Annotated in this window: 21 protein-coding genes and 1 riboswitch; of the genes, 9 read left to right on the top strand and 12 right to left on the bottom strand. The window is 41.4% G+C overall.

Going from position 1 to position 20,525, the window contains the following annotated elements; genetic code table 11:
• The first annotated feature begins 64 nt into the window (after positions 1 to 64).
• The 4 genes from eno (at position 65) to rodA (ending at position 3,687) form a co-directional block, all read left to right on the top strand.
• Positions 65 to 1,354 (top strand): phosphopyruvate hydratase, encoded by a 1,290-nt coding sequence (gene eno / locus CYK47_RS02210; protein ID WP_122898505.1) that lies wholly within the window; start codon positions 65 to 67, stop codon positions 1,352 to 1,354.
• Between the two features lie 13 nt (positions 1,355 to 1,367).
• The gene (locus CYK47_RS02205; protein ID WP_122898503.1) at positions 1,368 to 1,766 is read left to right on the top strand and encodes a septum formation initiator family protein; all 399 of its coding nucleotides are present in this window, start codon (positions 1,368 to 1,370) and stop codon (positions 1,764 to 1,766) included.
• Positions 1,723 to 2,445: a 2-C-methyl-D-erythritol 4-phosphate cytidylyltransferase gene (gene ispD / locus CYK47_RS02200; RefSeq protein WP_122898501.1), complete on the top strand. Its 723-nt coding sequence runs from the start codon at positions 1,723 to 1,725 to the stop codon at positions 2,443 to 2,445. Before CYK47_RS02205 ends, ispD begins: the two co-directional genes overlap by 44 nt.
• Before the next feature lie 108 nt (positions 2,446 to 2,553).
• Positions 2,554 to 3,687, top strand: coding sequence for a rod shape-determining protein RodA (gene rodA, locus CYK47_RS02195; protein ID WP_122898499.1), 1,134 nt, complete (start codon positions 2,554 to 2,556; stop codon positions 3,685 to 3,687).
• 35 nt (positions 3,688 to 3,722) lie between these two features.
• Here the strand turns inward: rodA and CYK47_RS02190 are convergent, their stop codons facing one another.
• Complete coding sequence (locus CYK47_RS02190; RefSeq protein WP_122898497.1) at positions 3,723 to 4,487, bottom strand: hypothetical protein; 765 nt, start codon at positions 4,485 to 4,487, stop codon at positions 3,723 to 3,725.
• A 119-nt stretch (positions 4,488 to 4,606) separates the two neighbouring features.
• A riboswitch (glycine riboswitch) is annotated at positions 4,607 to 4,690 on the top strand.
• A 122-nt stretch (positions 4,691 to 4,812) separates the two neighbouring features.
• Here CYK47_RS02190 and CYK47_RS02185 point away from each other — a divergent pair.
• Positions 4,813 to 6,057: a D-amino acid dehydrogenase gene (locus CYK47_RS02185; protein ID WP_122898495.1), complete on the top strand. Its 1,245-nt coding sequence runs from the start codon at positions 4,813 to 4,815 to the stop codon at positions 6,055 to 6,057.
• 22 nt (positions 6,058 to 6,079) lie between these two features.
• Here the strand turns inward: CYK47_RS02185 and CYK47_RS02180 are convergent, their stop codons facing one another.
• Positions 6,080 to 6,715 (bottom strand): A1S_1983 family putative colistin resistance protein, encoded by a 636-nt coding sequence (locus CYK47_RS02180; RefSeq protein WP_122898493.1) that lies wholly within the window; start codon positions 6,713 to 6,715, stop codon positions 6,080 to 6,082.
• Between the two features lie 100 nt (positions 6,716 to 6,815).
• On the opposite strand from CYK47_RS02180, the gene ispF reads away from it, so the two are divergent.
• On the top strand, positions 6,816 to 7,307 hold the full coding sequence (ispF, locus tag CYK47_RS02175) for a 2-C-methyl-D-erythritol 2,4-cyclodiphosphate synthase (RefSeq protein WP_122898491.1): 492 nt from the start codon (positions 6,816 to 6,818) through the stop codon (positions 7,305 to 7,307).
• Here the strand turns inward: ispF and CYK47_RS02170 are convergent.
• From CYK47_RS02170 to CYK47_RS02160, 3 genes are all read right to left on the bottom strand, one after another.
• On the bottom strand, positions 7,295 to 7,819 hold the full coding sequence (locus tag CYK47_RS02170; protein WP_122898489.1) for a protein tyrosine phosphatase family protein: 525 nt from the start codon (positions 7,817 to 7,819) through the stop codon (positions 7,295 to 7,297). The genes ispF and CYK47_RS02170 overlap by 13 nt on opposite strands.
• Positions 7,820 to 7,896: 77 nt before the next feature.
• Complete coding sequence (locus tag CYK47_RS02165) at positions 7,897 to 8,988, bottom strand: 3-deoxy-7-phosphoheptulonate synthase (RefSeq protein WP_122898747.1); 1,092 nt, start codon at positions 8,986 to 8,988, stop codon at positions 7,897 to 7,899.
• Between the two features lie 127 nt (positions 8,989 to 9,115).
• Positions 9,116 to 10,012 carry a sulfite exporter TauE/SafE family protein gene (locus CYK47_RS02160; RefSeq protein ID WP_122898487.1) on the bottom strand — a complete coding sequence of 299 codons (897 nt, stop codon included), beginning with the start codon at positions 10,010 to 10,012 and terminating at the stop codon, positions 9,116 to 9,118.
• Positions 10,013 to 10,436: 424 nt separating this feature from the next.
• Here CYK47_RS02160 and lpxB point away from each other — a divergent pair, with 424 nt between their 5' ends.
• Positions 10,437 to 11,615, top strand: a complete 1,179-nt coding sequence (gene lpxB / locus CYK47_RS02155; protein WP_122898486.1) for a lipid-A-disaccharide synthase — start codon at positions 10,437 to 10,439, stop codon at positions 11,613 to 11,615.
• 62 nt (positions 11,616 to 11,677) lie between these two features.
• Here the strand turns inward: lpxB and CYK47_RS02150 are convergent, their stop codons facing one another.
• Together CYK47_RS02150 and CYK47_RS02145 are read right to left on the bottom strand one after the other, a co-directional pair.
• Positions 11,678 to 12,265, bottom strand: coding sequence for a TetR/AcrR family transcriptional regulator (locus tag CYK47_RS02150; RefSeq protein WP_122898484.1), 588 nt, complete (start codon positions 12,263 to 12,265; stop codon positions 11,678 to 11,680).
• 9 nt (positions 12,266 to 12,274) lie between these two features.
• Positions 12,275 to 13,468, bottom strand: coding sequence for a multidrug effflux MFS transporter (locus tag CYK47_RS02145; protein WP_122898482.1), 1,194 nt, complete (start codon positions 13,466 to 13,468; stop codon positions 12,275 to 12,277).
• Between the two features lie 237 nt (positions 13,469 to 13,705).
• Between CYK47_RS02145 and CYK47_RS02140 the strand changes: the two genes are divergently transcribed.
• Positions 13,706 to 16,441, top strand: a complete 2,736-nt coding sequence (locus tag CYK47_RS02140; protein ID WP_164709134.1) for a TonB-dependent receptor plug domain-containing protein — start codon at positions 13,706 to 13,708, stop codon at positions 16,439 to 16,441.
• A gap of 29 nt (positions 16,442 to 16,470) precedes the next feature.
• On the opposite strand, the gene CYK47_RS02135 is transcribed toward CYK47_RS02140, so the two are convergent.
• The 3 genes from CYK47_RS02135 to CYK47_RS02125 all read right to left on the bottom strand — a co-directional run bounded on the left by CYK47_RS02135 (position 16,471) and on the right by CYK47_RS02125 (position 18,896).
• Complete coding sequence (locus tag CYK47_RS02135; protein WP_122898478.1) at positions 16,471 to 16,956, bottom strand: GNAT family N-acetyltransferase; 486 nt, start codon at positions 16,954 to 16,956, stop codon at positions 16,471 to 16,473.
• A 52-nt stretch (positions 16,957 to 17,008) separates the two neighbouring features.
• Positions 17,009 to 18,382 (bottom strand): ABC1 kinase family protein, encoded by a 1,374-nt coding sequence (locus CYK47_RS02130; protein WP_122898477.1) that lies wholly within the window; start codon positions 18,380 to 18,382, stop codon positions 17,009 to 17,011.
• A gap of 211 nt (positions 18,383 to 18,593) precedes the next feature.
• Positions 18,594 to 18,896: a hypothetical protein gene (locus CYK47_RS02125; RefSeq protein ID WP_122898475.1), complete on the bottom strand. Its 303-nt coding sequence runs from the start codon at positions 18,894 to 18,896 to the stop codon at positions 18,594 to 18,596.
• A 138-nt stretch (positions 18,897 to 19,034) separates the two neighbouring features.
• Between CYK47_RS02125 and CYK47_RS02120 the strand changes: the two genes are divergently transcribed.
• The gene (locus CYK47_RS02120) at positions 19,035 to 19,262 is read left to right on the top strand and encodes a hypothetical protein (protein ID WP_122898473.1); all 228 of its coding nucleotides are present in this window, start codon (positions 19,035 to 19,037) and stop codon (positions 19,260 to 19,262) included.
• Positions 19,263 to 19,289: 27 nt separating this feature from the next.
• Here the strand turns inward: CYK47_RS02120 and CYK47_RS02115 are convergent, their stop codons facing one another.
• Together CYK47_RS02115 and CYK47_RS02110 are read right to left on the bottom strand one after the other, a co-directional pair.
• Entirely contained in the window at positions 19,290 to 20,273 is a 984-nt protein-coding gene (locus CYK47_RS02115; protein WP_122898472.1) for an aliphatic sulfonate ABC transporter substrate-binding protein, read from the bottom strand.
• Positions 20,274 to 20,283: 10 nt separating this feature from the next.
• A partial coding sequence (locus CYK47_RS02110) for a transposase (RefSeq protein WP_213072418.1) occupies positions 20,284 to 20,525 on the bottom strand: 242 nt, incomplete at its 5' end.

Raw genomic sequence — 20,525 nt, 5'->3', positions numbered from 1 at the left:
ATTGTTACACCTTGATGCGTCGTTTTTGACGCATCATTTTTATTAATCAACTGAGGAATTGTTCATGAGCCAAATCGTTGACATTCGTGCACGTGAAATTTTAGACTCTCGTGGTAACCCAACCATCGAAGCAGACGTAATCTTAGCCTCTGGCGTTGTTGGCCGTGCATGTGCACCATCTGGTGCTTCAACTGGTTCTCGTGAAGCTTTAGAACTTCGTGATGGCGATAAAGCACGTTATTTAGGTAAAGGTGTTCAAACTGCGGTTAACAACGTAAACACTTTAATCCGTGATGCTTTAGTGGGCAAATCAGTATTTGAACAAAAAGACATCGATAACACGATGATCGCGCTTGACGGTACTGAAAACAAAGAAAAATTAGGTGCTAACGCAACTTTGGCAGTATCTTTAGCTGCTGCGCGTGCTGCTGCTGACGAAAAGAAAACTCCGCTTTTCCAATACATCGCAGACCTACGTAACAACAGCATTTTAACCATGCCTGTACCAATGATGAACATCCTAAACGGTGGTTCACATGCAGACAACAACGTAGACATCCAAGAGTTTATGATTGAGCCAGTAGGCTTCACTTCATTCTCTGAAGCGCTTCGCGCGGGTGCTGAAATCTTCCATTCACTAAAATCAGTATTAAACAAAAAAGGTTTAAACACTGCTGTTGGTGATGAAGGTGGTTTTGCACCTAACCTTCGTTCTAACGAAGAAGCGATTACCGTTATTCTTGAAGCAATTGGTCAAACTGGCTACAAAGCAGGTTCTGATATTATGCTTGCGCTTGACTGTGCATCTTCAGAATTCTACAAAAATGGTCAATACATTCTTGCAGGTGAAGGCAACAAAGCATTCACAAGCAACCAGTTCTCTGACTATCTTGCAGGTCTTGTCAACCAATATCCAATTATCTCAATTGAAGATGGTTTAGATGAATCTGATTGGGAAGGTTGGTCTTACTTAACTGAAATTTTGGGCGACAAGATCCAATTGGTTGGTGATGATCTATTCGTAACCAATCCAAAAATCTTACAACGTGGTATCAATGAAAAAGTTGGTAACTCTATTTTAATTAAATACAACCAAATCGGTACCTTGACTGAAACTTTAGATGCGATTTACCTTGCTAAAGCAAATGGTTACTCAACTGTAATTTCACATCGTTCAGGTGAAACTGAAGATTCTACAATTGCGGATCTTGCAGTAGGTACTGGTGCAGGTCAAATCAAGACTGGTTCACTTTGCCGTTCTGACCGCGTAGCGAAATATAACCAATTACTTCGTATTGAAGAATTGACTAAAGCTGCTTATCGCGGTAAAGCTGAGTTTAAAGGTTTAAACTAAGCGACGTATGTCAATGTTAAATGTATTCGACTCGACATCGAGTAAAGTACTGTTGGGCCTTGCGATCGTTTTGATCGCAGGGTTTCAATATAAGTATTGGTTGGGTGATGGTGGTCATCATGAGCATTTGCAACTGATACAAAAAATTCAACAACAAGTCGAAGATAACGACGAGCTCAAGGAACGCAATCGGGTTCTTGCAGCAGAAGTATATGATTTAAAAAATGGTGTAGAAGCCATCGAAGAGCATGCACGCCTCGATTTAGGCTTAATTAAACCCAATGAAACCTTTGTACAGATGAGTACCATTAGTACCCAGTATAAACCGATTTATCTTGATCCTAACGCCAAAGTAGACCCACGCACCAATGAAGAAGACAGCCCAATCCCTGAACAGCCAATTCGTCCATAAACTTTGGGTGGTCATTCCGGCAGCAGGTTCGGGAAGTCGTTTTTCTAAGACTGAACTTAAGCAATATCAAATGATTCAAGACAAAACTGTCCTTGAACATACCGTAGCCCGTTTAAATACGCTGAATTTAAGTGGTTATGTGTTAGCAATTGGCGCTCAAGATACTTTTGCGCAGACTTTAAATTTTCTCAATCAACAACATGCCCATTTTTGCCAAGGTGGCACCGAACGGGTTGATTCAGTGTTGAATGCCTTAGAGTATTTAAGCCACATTGCCGAGCCTAATGATTGGGTGTTGGTACATGATGCAGCGCGGCCATGTGTTAGTCTAGATAGCCTACAGGCCTTAGTCGAGCATGCGACGCAAACAGGCCACAGTGCAATTTTGGCAATTCCTGTACGCGATACTTTAAAGCGTGTAGTGACAGGTCACGAAATTAACGCAACCGTCGATCGTAGCCAATTATGGCAAGCACAAACCCCACAAATGGCCCAATTGGCTGTATTGAAATCTGCTATTGAGCAGGCTTTACAGGATCAAATTTGCATTACTGATGAAGCCAGTGCCTTAGAATATGCAGGCCATCGGGTCGATGTGGTGCAAGGCCGTGCTGATAATATAAAGATTACTTATCCTGATGATTTAGACTTGGCCGCTTTAATCTTAAATGCCCAGTAATAACAGATAATTGCGATTAAAACACCAAACAATAGAGTAAAAGTGTTTAATCCTTAACACTTTAATCTTATAATTTTTGCCTTGTCTTTTTTTGTTAAAGCCCTTGCAATGATTCCCTCTCAACAGTATCGCTTTTTACGTCATGGTGTGCGTGACGGCTTAAGTATGAAAAGTGATTCGTCACGTTGGACCAAGTTGCATCTTGATCCTTGGTTATTGTGTTTTTTATTGCTCAATTCTGCTTTAGGTCTATGTGTGGTGTATAGCGCTTCACAAGATAGTGCCATGGTGATGCGTCAGGCGATTAGTTTTGGCATTGGCTTTATCTTACTGTTTACTTTGGCACAAATTCCACCCAAAGTGTATCAGGCTGTCAGTCCGTATTTTTATCTGATTTCACTCGTGCTATTGATATTGGTATTATTTATTGGTGAACGGCGTTTAGGGGCAAAACGTTGGATTAGTTTGCCGGGCATTGGCAGTATGCAACCGAGTGAATTTATGAAATTTGCGATGCCATTGATGATGGCATGGTATTTCTCGCTGCGTCCTTTTCCGCCTAAATTCCGCCATATTGTAGTGGCTATGCTTATCTTAATGGTGCCGTTTATTTTGGTGGTATTGCAGCCCGATCTCAATATTGGTTTGATCATTCCTGGTATTTTTGTGCTGTTTTTAAGTGGCATGTCATGGAAGCTTATCGGAGGAGCGATTGGGGCGTTAATGGTCGCTGCACCTGCCTTATGGATGTTCTTTTTACAAGAATACCAAAAGAAGCGGATTCTGACTTTATTTGATCCAGAATCTGATGCATTAGGCGCAGGTTGGAATATTATTCAATCTAAAATTGCCATTGGTTCAGGCGGCTTAAGCGGGAAGGGTTATTTAGAGGGCACGCAATCACATTTAGGTTATTTGCCAGAACATCATACCGACTTTATTATGTCGACCTTTGCCGAAGAATTTGGTTTTATTGGGGTGTTTGCCTTAATTTGTTTGTATGCTGCGATTATTTTCCGCTGCTTAATCATTGGTTTAAATAGTTTTCATAACTTTGGCAAATTATATGCAGGTACGGTAGGTTTAACCATTTTCTTCTTTGTGTTTTTAAATTCAGGTATGGTCAGTGGTATTTTACCGGTCACAGGTGACCCTCTACCGTTTATGAGTTATGGGGGTACTGCAGTGATTTCCTTAATGGCCAGTATGGGTATTGTGATGTCGGTACATACCCATCGTTAAATATCAAAGCCTCAGCAAGAGGCTTTTTTAATACCTTAAAAATGTAAATCTTGCATTTGTTGCATCAATTGGCTTTTTGCTTGATCAATTTTAACCGGATCAGTGACACGAGATAAATCTGCACGCGGTTTAAGCCCTAAGAAATATTGAATACGTTCTGCATTCGCGCCTGAAGGATGTGGAAAACCTTGCAAAATTTGTTGCTCTTTTAAATAGCCTAAGCTTGATAAATGTATTAAGACATCAATCACACTTTGCCCTAGTGGAATATACAAACTGTTTGGAAGTAATTGAATTTTGGGTAAAAAATAGTGTTGAATTTGCTGATATAAAAAGGCATTTTTTAACATGTTGGGGCTGGTACCATTATAATTTTTGCCCTTTACAAATATGGCATGGGGTAGCACGGCAGTCATATGCACCAAATGTTGTGCATGATCAAATAATGCTGCTGTTGATTGGAGCTGTAATTTCTCGGGTAAACCAATAGCATCCAAAATTTTAATTAAATTATTGCGAATTGGGCCACTAAAAGCAGCTTGTTGCTTGGAATAGGCCAAAACTTCATGATCTTCCAAACCTTGTGAAAGCGCAGCTTGTGTTGCAGTGAGCGCATTTCTCCATTGTACTTTACCGGGTGTGATGCCGACCAATACCACTTTAGCTTGCGTATTTAGATGCTCAAAAGGGGTGTAATAACTACTGATATTGTGGGTGTGCGCGAGCTGCAATAGATCACTCTGTAACAATTCCTCAATCGTATATTGCTGAATGATATTTTTATACTGATGAAATAACATGGCGAATACCCAAAGGTGACGGCACAACAAAAGCTATTGCGCATAAAACGGAAAATACTAAGCTGCAAAACTTGAACAAATCTTATGCTTTGCTTGGTATAAAAATTGCTCATAATCTACTTAAGCCTGTAGGAGAGAGACAAAGGTCCGCCGAAGGAGCAACACCCCAGGAAACTCTCAGGCAAAAGGACTACAAGCTGTAAACACATTCTGGAGAGAAGTTAAGCCAGACTTAACTCACCGAAGGGGCAAAACTCTCAGGTAAACATGACAGATGGGGAGAAAATGAAATGCAAAACAACAATAACATTTCAAGGAGTCTGTTATGTGTCATATTTTGGTTATTGGAGCAGGCATCACCGGTATAACGTCTGCCTATGAACTCATTAAAATGGGTTATCAAGTTACGGTGATTGATCAACATCTTTATCCTGCCATGGAAACCTCATTTGCCAATGGTGGGCAACTGTCTGCCTGTAATGCAGAAGTATGGAACCAAAAAGCCACCGTGTTAAAAGGACTAAAATGGATGTCGCAAAAAACTGCACCACTGTTATTAAACCCCGCATTTGATTTACATAAATATGCTTGGTTAGTAGAGTTTTTGGGCAATATTAAACATTATGAAGCCAATACCCGCGATACAGTAAAAATGGCCTTGTTGGCACGAAAGCGTCTATTTGCCATTGCCGAGCAAGAGCAGCTGGAGTTTAACTTAGAAAAACGCGGTATTTTACACTTTTACCATAGCAAGCAAGATTATGAAGTTGCTATGCGGGTCAATGATTTACTATGTACAGGCGGTTTAGAACGTCATGCAGTCACGGTGGATGAAATAAAAACCATTGAACCGAGTTTAACGGGGCAATATTATGCAGGTTTTTACTGCCCAAGTGATGCCACAGGCGATATCCATAAATTTAGTGTAGGTCTTGCCAAAGCCTGTAAAAAATATGGCGTGCGTTATTTATTTGGCATGCAAGTGAGCGATATTCAACCCCATGCTCAGGGAGTAAAAGTGGTTTATCATGCCAGTCCAGAAAATATGCAGCAAGATGTCAACAGCCTTCAAGACCTACAGGTGGATGCTGTGTTGGTATGTGGCGGTGTCGGTAGCTACCATTTAGCTCAGCGCTTGGGCGATCGGGTGAATGTTTATCCAGTCAAAGGCTATTCCATTACTGTGAATTTACATGATGCCCAAAGCCAGCAAAACGCGCCTTGGGTGAGTTTACTCGACGAAAGTGCTAAAATTGTGACCTCACGTTTAGGACAAGATCGCCTACGGGTCGCAGGCACAGCAGAATTTAATGGTTATAACCGAGATATTCGTGCCGACCGTATTCAGCCGCTGATTGATTGGGTGAATCGTAATTTTCAGCTATGCACTGAAAGTGTCATACCGTGGGCGGGATTGCGACCAATGATGCCCAATATGATGCCTGTTGTTGCACGAGGTAAACGCGAACGCATTTTTTATAATACGGGGCATGGGCATTTGGGTTGGACACTATCTGCTGCCACTGCGGTGATGATTAGCCAACAAATCGGTCGTCAGCATCCTATTTAAGCATGACTTTTAAGCTTGCTGTTTAATCGTAGAGACGATAGACACCGCTAAAACGCTCACAGCCTTGTTGTTGAGTATCGACCACCAAAATGGCTTTGGAATAGGAAAAGGCATATTGACAATCATGTTCATTGTCCACAATGCGGGTTTTTTCTTGTGGCGAGGTGTAGGCTAAAAAATTAACCGTTTGGCTCTCGATACGATTATTGGGATTACGATAGGCGATGCCTTCGATTTTAATACTGTCTTTGCCCAATTGATGCAATTTTAAATGCACAGGCTGTGCTGCAATTTGACCTTGCTCAAATTTTAAATAATGTTGGGTAAGGGTTTGATTGAGTGAGATATATAAATTTAAATCATCTACCCGCTGCTCAATTTGTTGGCTATAACAGCGCGTGGATTTACATTGTTTGGCACGCTGTAGCCACAAGCTTTGACTGTCTTGTAATAAACGAATTGGGGCATCACTGACCAAAAGTGCTGTTAAATAATGCGTATTAAGTTTTTGGCGGACTTCATGTAAGGCGTTGGCGCACATCCCTTGGCGCTGGGTAGGCTGACAGTCAATCATACTTGCCGTGGCGATGCTTGAGCCACACAGTAAACCCAGTAGGCCAAGCGTTTTAATCAGATTGTTATCGGTATTTTGCCACATGATCGCTTATACTTTGTCGAGATTGTGCTGCTTGCTAATATAGCGAAATCAAAAGCATGAATACAACATTTCTAAGATTTATTTGTTTGGGAGAACAAGCATGATGCCACACATTCGAATTGGTCAGGGTATTGATGTGCACGCCTTTGAAGCGGGTGACTTTGTGACTTTGGCGGGTATTCAAATTGCGCATAGCCATGGCTTAAAAGCCCACTCCGATGGTGACGTGGTTTTACATGCCTTAACTGATGCTTTATTGGGTGCTTTGGCTTTGGGTGATATTGGTCAACACTTCCCAGATACTGATCCACGTTTTAAGGGCGCAGATAGTCGAGTTTTACTTCAGCATGTGTATCAGCTGATCCTAGACCGCGGTTATGTGCTGAATAATGCCGATATTACCGTGGCGTGTGAGCGTCCGAAATTAGCCCCACACAATTTAGCCATGCGCCAAAGTATTGCGGATGTTTTATCCGTAGATGTGAATCAAATTAGCGTTAAAGCTACCACTACCGAAAAATTGGGTTTTACCGGTCGCCAAGAAGGAATTTTATCAACGGCAACGGTGCTGATTAGTCGTCAAGCAAAGTGATCTACTTTCATTAACGATAAATTAAGCTCTCGGGTTGCTTTACGACCTTGTAATTGTAAAGTAACCGCATGAATTAAACCGGTCCATGTTTCGTTAGGTTGCCAAATATCATGTAAGAGTTGCTGTGCAGTCGGCATATCCATATCCATATAATATTGGCGATATACATACATCAAACTACTCACATGCTGATTATTTTGACAATGAATCCACAACATTTGTTCTTGAACCAAATGGTCAAGTAAATCTAACACTAACAAACATTGATCTGGAGAAGGGGTGTCTAAAGAAATTGGAATTTGTAGATAATTGAGACCTAAATCGAGACACAATTGATCTTCGTTAGGTAAAGAAGTGGTGGCACTATTTAACGCTAAATTAATGACCGTTATTATGCCATAGGCTTTAATTTGTGCCAATTGTTCGGCGCTGGGTTGTCCTGAAGTGAATAAATGCTCATGCACAAATTGGAAATGCTGAATTTGACTTAATTGTGTTTCAAGTTCGTTCATCGCGCTGCCTTGATTGTTATTGTATCTGAATGATAAACGCCATCCTAAGATGGCGTCTAGTAGTATACAAAGGTGTATTAACGATTGACTAAAACATCTTTTAAGGCATTGTGCATTTCGAGCAATACCTGTTCGGTGGTATCCCAGTCGATGCAGCCATCGGTCACTGACTTACCATATTCTAAATCACATAGATTCGCTGGAATATCTTGACGACCGCCTTTTAAATGGCTTTCGACCATAATCCCGACAATTGATTTGTTGCCATCGAGGACTTGTTCAGTAATGTTACGTAACACTAATGGCTGTAAGTACGGGTCTTTGTTTGAGTTGGCATGGCTGGCATCAATCATAATTTTATTGCTCACTTTGGCTTTGGCTAAAGCAGCCTCTGCATCGGCAACTGAGCCTGCGTCATAGTTGGGTTTGCCATTACCACCACGTAATACCACATGTGCATAAGGGTTACCTGAGGTATGAATCACAGAGACTTGACCTGCTTCGTTTAGACCTAAGAAGCTATGACCATGTTTCACCGATTGCATGGCATTGGTTGCTACGGTTAAGCCGCCATCAGTCCCGTTTTTAAAGCCAACAGGGGATGATAAACCAGATGACATTTCACGATGGGTTTGGCTTTCTGTGGTACGCGCACCAATTGCCGACCATGAAATTAAATCTTGATAGTATTGTGGTGAGTTTGGATCAAGAGCTTCTGTGGCACATGGTAAGCCTTTTTCATTTAACTCAAGCAATAATTTACGCCCTAAACGCAAACCTTTTTCAATGTTAAATGAGTCATTCATATCTGGATCGTTAATCAAACCTTTCCAGCCGACTGTGGTACGCGGTTTTTCAAAATACACACGCATTACAATATATAGGGTGTCTTTGACTTGTTCGCTTAATACTTTTAGACGATCTGCGTATTCATGCGCCGCTTTTGGATCATGAATCGAACATGGGCCAATGACCACAAATAGACGTTTGTCTTGACCATCTAAAATATTGCGAATCGTTTCGCGACCTTTAAGGACGGTTTGATAAGCAGTTTCAGTCAATGGTAACTCAGCTTTAAGCTCAGCTGGCGTTACAAGTGGCTGAATGCTTTTTACATTCACGTCATCAATGTCAGATTGTGTAATTGGATTTGACTGTCGTGTATTCATTGCCGTCACTGGTTTGATCTACAAATAAAAAAGTTCCTGCTTTGAATATAGCACGATTCAAGACTGGGTTTCCTATCAAAAAGTCTAATAGTCATTCCAACTAAAAGTGATGAATCGTGCTGTATATTTAAGCAGCTGTGTGCTGTTGCTGGACCACAATCGCTGCGCTTTGAGTAGTTTGGGCAGGCTTAGATTTTACTGGGTTAATCATAAAGTTAACCCCAAGTGCAAATAGGGTAATGCCTAAAATTTTACGAATAATTTTTTCAGGCAGATGTGAGCTGACTAAAGTGCCGACCACAATAGCAGGAATAGAACCACAGAGTAACCAACCCAAGAGCGCGAAATCGACATTGCCTGCACTCATATGGCCTAAACCTGCAACTAAGGTCAGTAACACAGCATGTACCACGTCTGAACCAATAATACGAATCATCGGTAAATTAGGGAACATAATCACCAAGGCCATAATCCCAAAAGCCCCTGCACCAACAGATGATAAGGTGACAAATACGCCCAGCACAATCCCCATTAAAATAATAAATACGCGTTTATTTTTGGCTTGTGCTGCCAGCTCTTCACGCGACTGCACCGTATTGAGCTCTTGTTGATCTTTAGCACGAAACTTATTAAAGAATTTTTCGACGCTGTTACGAAAGACAATAGACAAGCCAGTTAAGGTCAACATAAAGCCCAGTACCATGGTCAATACTGCCTTATAATGCGTCGATTGACTTAAGAAATTCTCTAAGACCCAATGGGTAGCAAATGAAGCGGGAATACTACCTACCGCTAACCACAGTACAATCGGCCAGACAATATTCATTTTTTTGGCATGTACTAAAGAACCACAGAATTTAGAGATAGCAGCATAGAGCAAGTCGGTACCAATCGCGATATGCGGTTCGATACGAAATAGGCTAATTAAAATGGGGGTCATTAAAGAACCACCGCCTACACCTGTGACCCCTACACAAAAACCAACCAATACACCTGCTAAAATAAATTCAAATGGACCAAACATGCTTATATGCCAGATATCAAAATACCCGCGTATGTTATGACTTTTATATATAAGACGTTGTCTTGATTAATGATTTATTTATGCAAAAAACAGATAAAGAACTGGTAAGTATGACTTAATAAGCGTGTTTTAGCCTTAAATAGCTGCATTTACACGCCCACGGTTGGAGTTTAATACTAAAGCCAAGCGAAAAGATGGACGTAAATGCAGCACAAGAAGCGCTTTAAAATCGTCAAGGCATGATTGTTTGACGAAAAAATAATGTGATATGCGAGGAGATCAGCATGATCAACACAGCATAATGGGATTTTTTACAGGCTAAATGTTGATTTTTCAACAGACGATGACGGTCTTTTTGTGGCTAATGCGCTGCTCAGTCTATGTTAAGATAGCGCTCGGCTTTAACTTGGATAGGGACACGCAATTGCAAAATAGAAAACTTAAAATCGGGATCGTGGTGGGTGAAGTCTCAGGAGATACCTTAGGCGCGAAACTGATGCGCAGTTTTCGTGAGCAGGGAGTTGAGGTCGAATTTGAAGGCATCGGCGGGCCGCAAATGATTGCCGAAGGTTTTAAAAGCGCTTATCCCATGGATGTGTTGTCGGTGATGGGAATTGTCGAGGTTCTTAAAGACATTAAAAAACTCTTTGCGGTACGTGATGGGCTAATTGAGCGTTGGCAACACCAACCTGTCGATGTGTTTATTGGTATTGATGCACCTGATTTTAATTTAAGAGTTTCTAAAAAAATCAAGCAACTGCAGTTACCCATTAAAACCGTACAATATGTCAGTCCATCGGTATGGGCATGGCGTCAAGGTCGGGTGCATGGGATTAAAGCTTCAATCGACTTAGTGCTGTGTTTATTTCCATTTGAAAAAACCTTTTTCCAAAAATGGCAAGTACCCGCTGCTTGTGTGGGGCATCCACTTGCTAGTGAGTTACCACTCAATAATCCGATGCAAGAGGCAAAAGCTGAGCTGGGTTTAGATGGTAAGGCTAAACATATTGCGCTATTACCAGGCAGTCGCCGTGGGGAAATTGAACGTTTAGGCCCTTTAGTCTTAGATACCGCACAAATTTTAATGGCTAAACATCAGGATTATCAGTTCTTAATTCCTGCCATTAACGAAGCACGGCGTGAGCAAATACAAGCACTTTTAGATAGCTATCCTCAAGATGTACAACAACGTATTCAGATTGTGGAAAATATTGGCAAAGAATCCAAAATTGGGCGACAAGTGATGAATGCTTCGAATATTATTGCTTTAGCTTCGGGTACAGCGACATTAGAAGCCATGTTATTACATCGCCCAATGGTGACCTTTTATAAGCTCAATTGGCTGAGCTATCATGTGATTAAATTTTTAATTAAGATTCCGTACTATTCTTTACCCAACATTATTGCCGGTAAAAAAGTGATTCAGGAGTTAATTCAGCACGATGCCACACCTGAAAAACTCAGCCAAGAGATCGAAAAATTAATGTCGGTCGAAACTGCGCAAATTCAGGTGATGCAGCATATCACCATGCATAAACAACTCTTAGCAGGCAATAGCGAAGATCCTGTGGCGGCGATTTTAGGATTATTGGCACAGGCTTAAAGGTATATGGCATGCATGATCAACAATGTATGCCCTATTTAATGATGTTTAAATCGCCTAAGTTAAGGGCTGAGATGCTGCTGTAAAGCAGTGGCAAATAACTGCCACATGGCCTGTAAGCGTACATCAAACCGCGCCGTGCCAGCATATAACAATTCAACATGCAGACTATCGACTAAGCCTAAATAGGCTTCACTTAAATAGTCCATTTTTGCCAAACCTGCATCATACTCAGCTAAAGCATGGGTGATCTGCTGCTGGCACAGCGCTAAATGTGCGTTGTATAAACGGGTAATTTGCTCACGTAAGCTATCTGGTGGTACATAAGCAGTACGCAGTAAAAAACGGAAATGCCAAGCCTCCTGATAATGCTGCTTTAAACTTTCACAATAATGTTGCCCAGGCAAGGCGTGTGCAGCTTCAAAGCAACTCCTAATAAATTCGTTTTCAGCGTGAATTGCATCTTCAAGCAAGGTTAAATACAAGGCATCTTTATTGGCAAAATGTGCGTAAATTGAGGCTTTACGAATACCCACCATTTCGGCAATTTGATTTAAAGATGCGCCATCATAGCCATAAGTCACAAAATGCTGTAAGGCTGCATCACAAATGCGTTGTTTAGCAGCGGAACGAAGCGGCGGATGTGACATAAAAAACCTTTAAGCTTGAGTGGGTTGAGTTTTGAGTGAGGTATGCACCAAAAATAAAATGACAGGGCCTATTACGCCCAGTAATCCTACCCAATATAGGCTATTGATTTCAACTAACACGCCAGCAAGCGGGGTTGCTGTGGATGCCAATACCATGGGTACAGCGCCCAATAATGCCGCACTGGCACCTAAGTTTTGATGTTGTGAGTTCATCGCCAATGCCATAATTGTCGCTTCTAAAATCCCAAGACCCAGTAAGGCACAGGCAATTCCGCTGACCATTCCTACCAAACCAAAGCCACACACCTCAGCAACCACACACACCACACCGGCGATGCTCATTGCAAAAGCCCCTAAATAAGCTAACCGTGATAGCGGCATTTTTTTAACTAAATATGCTGATAAAGATGCGCCCGCAATTAAGCTAATACTGGTTAAACCAAACACCAAGCCAAATTGTTCTACGCTTAAAGCATAGTTGTTTTGGTAAATAAACGATGAACCACCAATATAAGCAAATAAGAAGAAAAACACCGCAGACAATGCGAACAGTTGCAGCATAAAAAAGCGTTGTTTAAGAATTTTGCCATATACATGGAAGACTTGAGCTAAGTTTATCTTTTCACGCTGATGGGCAGGCAGGGTTTCTGGAATATTGCATAAGCTATTCACCAAAACCAGACTAGCAAGACCCGCTAAAAACAGCATAATGCCTTGCCAACCATAGTGCGCGCCAATGAATCCACCTAAAGCTGGAGCGATAATTGGTCCAAGTGCCACAATACTATTGAGTAGTGCATATAACTGCGCGGCTTGTTGTTCTTCTGCCACATCACGCACCATACTCATCACCACCACAATTGCAGTGGCAGCGCCTAAACCTTGTAATAAACGGGCAATGATGAGCCATTCTAAGCTAGTCGCGACGCTTGCTGCCCATGCAGACCCAATATAAGTCACAATACCAGCAAGTAGGGGAATACGTCGTCCATAAGCATCAGATAAAGGGCCAAAAACCAATTGACCTAAACCCATGGCCATTAAAAATATGGTTAAAGTCCATTGTGTAGCGGCATAAGAGACCTGTAAATCTTGAGCCATTTGCGGCATAGAGGCTAAATACATATCAATGGCTGCAGGACCAAGGGCAACCACGATGGCAAGAGATAAAGTCAGTTTTAAACTGACATTGGAATGAGACATGAGGTTTTACTTTACTACCTAACGATAGGTAGGTTATTTTAAGTAGCAGCGTTTAAAACACAAGCGATTTTTTTAGATTTTTAGATTTACGCGAATATTGATTTAGAAATTATAGATTTTATTTAAACTATTTATATGATTTATCAGGAAAATATTTATTAAATGTTAATGAAAATAATTATCAATTAGATTATTATGCGTTCAAATTGTGTAATTTTTAGTATCAGGATGATGTTTATGCTCGGTTTAGCTTTGGGGCGTAGCACGCCGCAGCAATTGTTGCGTAGTAGTATTGTTTTAGCCATGTGTGGTCAAGGTGCAAATGCATTTGCTGAAGTCAATGTACTCGATACCATTTCTTTGACTGCGCAGGCAGAACAACAGGCCTTTCATGGCAATATGGACTTAGTACGTACAGAGGATGATGCACAGGCATATCAAATCATTGATCGTGAAAAGATTGCAAAGTCGGGTGCCACGAGCATTGATGAATTGCTACAAAAAAGCCTCAGCATGAATGTTGCTGTGGCTAACGATTCTGCCAGTGGTTGGACAGGCAACACTAGTCAAATTAATTTACGTGGTTTAGGCGCAAGTCATACATTAGTGCTGATTAATGGGCGCCGTGGCGCTGGGGTAGGCGGGCGCGGTGTCTCCGAAGCGAGCGACCAACAAAACTTAAAAGGCATCCCTTTAGCAGCGATTGAGCGAATTGAAGTGTTACCAAGTTCCGCCGCTGCCTTATACGGGAGTAATGCCTTGGGCGGTGTGATCAATGTGGTGTTACGCCGTGATTATGTCGGTACAGAAGCCAATCTTCGTTATGACAATAGCGTCAATTCCGATAGTGCCATGACCACTTTAAACCTCACCACAGGTTTTGCCTTAGAAGATGGTCGTACTCAAGTTATGTTTACGGCACAAAAACAAGACAGCAATCAACTTAAAGCCCGTGACCGTGGCTTTAAACTCAAAGAACGCCAAATTGAATTAGCCAATAATCCTGATGCAATTTATGGCAGCAGCAAAGGTGTGGCTGTCAATCCACCAATGGGACATCTCACCAATATTCGTAGCAAAGATGGTTCTGAACTTTTTGCAGGCGCCGGTTCAAGTTATGCTTATGTACCCAAAGGCTATACTGGTTCGGCTGAAGGAATTGAACCGTTTAAAGACACTGTTGGGCAATATGCCTTAGGACTGGCCAATGGTATTGGTAGCGATTCGGGTGCTGCCACGTTAATTGGTGAACAAGACAATGAATCTTATAGCTTAAATATCAATCGTGATTTTAGCGATCAACTGAATGTTTATGTAGAAGCTGCTTACGAGCGCCAACATGTGGCAAGTGCTGGTAATTACCATGGCTTTGGTACCGTCACTTTAACCGCGGATAATCCACAAAACCCATTTGGTAAAGATATTTTAATTACTTATTCACCAGATTATGCAAATGGTTTAAGTCTACGTAACCGTGAGATGGATGCCACCATGCAACGTGTAGCCACCGGTTTTGAATATAAAATTACAGATGATTGGCGTGTGCTTGGCGACTATGCATGGAGCAATACCGATAAAAGTATTCGTTACCAACGTCGTCCAACCAAAGGCACTAACAAATTTAATGCAGATATTGCCAGTGGTAAAATTGATTTCTTAACCGATGTAACCAGTTTTGATTTAGATTTAAATCAAGGTTATTGGGCTGTTGCGCAAAACGATACCGATCAGACCTTACAAGAATGGAACTTACGCGCGCATGGTCCACTTGCCACTTGGTATGCCGGTGACATTACCCTTGCGACAGGCTTAGGTTACACTGATTGGCAAAGTAGCAGTCGTTCTGAAACCCAATCTTTAAATAATCCTGATTTACCCTTTACCCAAAAAGCGGTCGATAGCCAATCACTGTATGCCGAACTTAATATTCCATTGATTTCAGCGCAGCAGGATTTAGCATGGTTAAAGCTGTTTGATCTACAATTGGCAGCACGTTATGAAAATTACAGTATTCAAAATAGTGGTGATTTTAGCCAAACGTCACCGACATTGGGTTTTCGTTTGGCACCCAATGACAGCATTATGCTGCGCGGTTCATATAGCAAAGGCTTTATTGTGCCGACGGCTGCGCAATTAGCCGAAGAAACGTTAGCCACCACAGAAACCACAGTGACGGATCCTTTAAATGGCAATCAGCAAGTCGAGCTGTTTACTACAGGAGGCGGTAATCCGGATTTAACCCCAGAAACCGCGACGAGTTTTGGTGCTGGTTTAGTGATTACGCCGCAAGCTGTAGCAGGTCTGCGCTGGACAATTGACTACTTTAATATTGAAAAAAATAACAATATTACCAGTTTAAGCGCGCAGGCGATTTTAGATGCCAATGCCGAAGATGGTCGTTATGCCGATCGCATTATCCGTGATGCAGAGGGTAATTTACAAACTGTAAATACCACGCCATTTAATGCCTTATGGTTAGAAACCAGTGGCATCGACACGCAAGTGTCTTATCAAATGAACACCCGTTTGGGTGAGCTTAACTTAAATGCCGGTTATACTTGGACAGAAAAATATAATCAGCAAGAACAAATCGGCAAAGCAGCGACAAGCTATTTAAATGACCCTAATAATGATGATGCAGGGCCATTAAAACATCGTTTTAATGCAGCGGCATTTTTACAAGCCACAGATGCATGGGGCTTTGGTTGGGCAATGCAATACTATGGCAAATACGATCTAAAAAATGAAACCGCAATTTTGCTACAAGGCAAAGATACGGTTGATGCACAGATGTACCATGATGTATATGCACGTTATAGCAGTAACTTGGCTCAATATGGGTCGCCTGAAATTAGCTTTGGCATCAAAAATCTGTTTGGTGAAGCAGAAAAAGACATGACCAATACTTATTTAAGTAAATTTAGTGATCCACGCTTACAGCAATATTACTTAAACTTAAAGTTTGCCTTTTAATTGAAAAAGCCCGCAATCGCGGGCTTTTTTTATAAGGTTTTTGCCATCCAAATTTCACAAGCAGCGCTGTGCCCAGTATTGCCAAGTGGTGCATCTAAATATTCAAACCCTAAACGCTCATATAAGCTAACAGCTTCTTGTAAGCAGGCGGTCGTTTCTAAATAAATTTGCTTTGCTCCTTGCGCTTGGGCAAATTCAAAGGCCTGCATTAAAATTTGTTTGGCTAAACCTTGCCCGCGAATATCGCTTAGAAAATACATCTTCTGAATTTCTAAAATATGATCCGCGCCTTGTAATGGTGCAATTCCGCCACCGCCAAAGACTTCACCATAATCATTAGTGACTACCCAATATGCCGCTTTGGGTTGGCTATACACTGCTGACAAATGATCAAGAATTGGATCCGCGACAGCAAAACCAGATTCTGGGGCTAAGCCATATTCTTGGGAAACTTGGCGGATAATCGTCGCTAACGCGGCATCATCTTGCGATTGAATTGAACGTAGAAAATACATAATAAACCCATAAAAAAAAGAGATGCAGGGCACCTCTTTAGCATCACCATCGTTAAATATACTTTTGAATCATGCTATGTACGTTGGTTTTGGCTTCAATCACGGTCATAAAGGTATACGCACCAATGAACTTGCGACTAATAAACATAAATTCTTTGGGCGGCACACTAAAGTAGCGCGATGCCATCGATTTAGAAGCCTGTTGCATCACGCGACTATGCAATTGGCTTTTTTTCCAATCATAGCGATGATCGGTATCCATCACGCCTTCAGGAATTTGTTTATTGTTGTCTAAACTGCTAAACGCTTCTGTGGCCAATAAAAACACTTTCGCCATATCGGGTTTAATCGCCTCAGGAATGGCATCAAAAAACTCATAGCCACGCATGGCATTCACCATAGCAATTGGATCGTGATAATAACCTGCTTTAATTAAGTTACGCGCCATGCCAAGTAAATGTGCATCAAATTGGCGGATTGCGCCAAAATCTAACAAGACAATTTGGTCTTGTAGATCTTGGCCATTGCCTAAACGAACTAAATAGTTACCAAAATTCGGGTCGGTTTGCATTTCGCCCCATTCAAAAATTTCCCGTACCGCAATTTCAAGTGAGGCTTCACCTAAACGATTACGACGTTCTTGTGGTAAAGACAACATCACAGGGCTGTTAATCGGTACACCACGTTCATAGGTCATACACAGCACACGGTTGGTGCAGTATTCATCAATAATGGTCGGGACGATATAACGCGGATCATGTTGTAAACGCTGGGCAAAACGTCGTGTGGTAGCAGCCTCAATGCCGTAATCTACTTCACGGTGCATCATTTCGCGCACTTCATCAAACCACTGATCAAATTCACGGGTTTGCGGTACCATACGCGTGAGTTTGAGCATATTTTTAAACAGGCTCATATCCGAATCAATGGCATCTGCTACACCTGGATATTGCACTTTAAGCACTAACTCTAAGCCATCAGATTTACGCACGGCGCGATGCACTTGGGCTAAAGATGCTGTGCCTAAAGGCTCACGGTCAATAGTTAACTCATCAAGTTTGCTACCTAATTGTTGGCGTAATTGGCTTTTAATTGCCGGCCAATCGAGTGCCACAGTTTGGTTATTTAAGGTATTTAAGGCTTGGGTAATTTCTTCAGGTAGAAAATGCTCGCCATACAGTGCCATCATTTGGCCAATCTTTACAATTGAACCTTTGAGCTTGCCAATTTCAGCCACCAAATATTCAGCTTGCTCTTTCATGGCTTGTTTACGTTTTTTTTCTTTTTCTGCTTCACTGGCAAACATCGAACTGGCACTTGATGCAGCCCAACGTGTACCTGCGAGGAGGGATGCTTTAGCGATCGATAAGCGTCGATCCATAGAGGAAGTTTTGAGTTGTTTAAGCTTATCGTACTGATCTGACATGTATTAAACCCTTGAAGATGCAATAATTCGCAGAATAATTTGATTGTACTGGATATTAACCTGTCTGAACGTATTAAAAAAGTTCAAACATGCAGCTAACAACATTTTGGCAACAGATCATCTAAAAAATAGCCTAAGTACTGACGTAAAGGTAGGGTTAGAGTCCGCTTAAATTTAAGGCAAGACAGCAGCGCAGCAACATAAACCTGCTTTAACAACGAAAAGCCACTTTAAATGGCAGTTTTTGCATAAGCTGAGTTTTTTGTGCTGTTAAAAAAGAAAATACTAAATTTTTGACCTGTGGATGCATAAAGCCTAAGGCATAACCTTGAATAATAATGTGACTGGGCAACTGAAAAAACACGTATTTGGCATCTTCAAGACTGGGTTGTACAAATAATTGCTGCTCTTGTAACCATTGCTGTAAAGCGGCTTTTTCGCTACGTACTTGTGCCGATTGATCTTGCCAATACTGTTCACGCATGGCCATTAAGTTATTGTGTTTGTAACTCATATTCACATATCAAACCTATAAATCTTATTAAGATGTGTATCAGATCAGAAAAATCAAGTCACTTTCAGCGGCTGTCATCTTTTTGTCAACATGCACATTTAAAACTAAAGCTGCATTTATGCAGATAAGGGGAATACGATGACAGATTTAAATCCACAAAAGATCAATCGTTTAATTGCAGAATTTGAGCAAAGAGGGCATAAAGCCAAAGTGTTGGCCTTGGGCTATAGAACTTATGCGCAGCTATTTGCGGATGACCATTTTTTTGCCAAAGTGCATAGCGACCCGCATGATCCACGCATTAAATTTTATCAGCATGTCCAAATTCAACTGTTACCCGATAAACATGCAGTTGCCATTAAATAGCAAGCCTTGGGCTGCTATTTAGCGTATTTAAGGTTGCACAGTATAGACAAACTTTGCCACTTCAATCGATTGTGGAATCAGTTTTTCGGCACTAAAACGGTCAGCGATACTTTGCTGTGCTGCCACGACATTGGGGGTGAGCGTGGCGAGTAAAGACGGTTGATAGCGTTTTTGTAGCACAATGTCGGCAATGTTAGGGCTAACACCAATCGCTTGGCTGTAGAGTTTTACCGCTTGGTCATGATGATCAACCACCCATTGGGCTGCAGCATTCGACGCAGCAATAAATTGTCTGGCTGCTTGCGGATACAGTTTGAGAAAGTCAGGATTGGCAATAATAAAGGAATAGCCTTGTTCAAATGGCGCTGCATCGGTTAAGACACGAGCATGTCCATTTTGCAAAGCCACAGATTGAAACGGCTCCCAAATCAACCAAGCATCGACAGTTTTTTTGTCAAAAGCTGCACGCGCATCGGCAGGCGCCAGCCAAATTGGTTCAATCTCAGACCAAGTTAAATTGGCTTTTTGCAAAATTTTATCCAGTAAATCATGGGCATTGGAGCCACGTTGCAGTGCAATGCGTTTGCCTTTTAAATCTTGCAAGCTTTGAATCGGACTCTCTTTGGCCACCAATAAACCTAAACTTTTAGGATGTGATTTTTCATAGGCAATATAAGTTAAGTTTTTATTGCCAGATTGGGCAAAAATAGGCGGTGTATTGCCCACCGAGCCAAAATCCACTGAACCCACTGATAAAGCCTCTAATAATTGCGGCCCTGCCGGAAACTCTTTCCATGCAATGTGCGTATTTGGAAAATGTTGTTGTAATAATTGTGGGTCAGATTTTAAGGTAATTGAGTTTAAAGACGACTTTTGATAACCAATAACCAATTGTTTTAATGAATCTGAGCTGCTGTTTGGTTGACTTTGAGCTTGCTCAGTGGGTTTACTGCAAGCGCTTAAAACTAAACTGCTGATTAAGCCAAATGCTAAATAACCCGAATCATGGATAAGCCTGATTTTACATCTTTATAAATTGAGGCTTATTTTCATGACAGATTTGATAAGCACAGAGTGATGCATAAATCCCTGCGAAATAACCTGAAATAGAACGATGGCGACTGCTTACTAGGTTGTATTTTTGCTTCAATAAGCTAAAGATCGTCTCTATTTTATTGCGTTGTCTCAGCATAAGCTCATCCTCTAATGAGAGTTCTAATGGTCGCATGTTCTTGCGATGATACGTAATCAATTCAACACCTT

Origin of the sequence: Acinetobacter sp. B51(2017), from assembly GCF_003711395.1 — a bacterium.
Classification (GTDB): domain Bacteria; phylum Pseudomonadota; class Gammaproteobacteria; order Pseudomonadales; family Moraxellaceae; genus Acinetobacter.
Note: the sequence above shows the minus strand (reverse complement) of the source record. Positions and strands in the feature narration are given on the sequence as shown.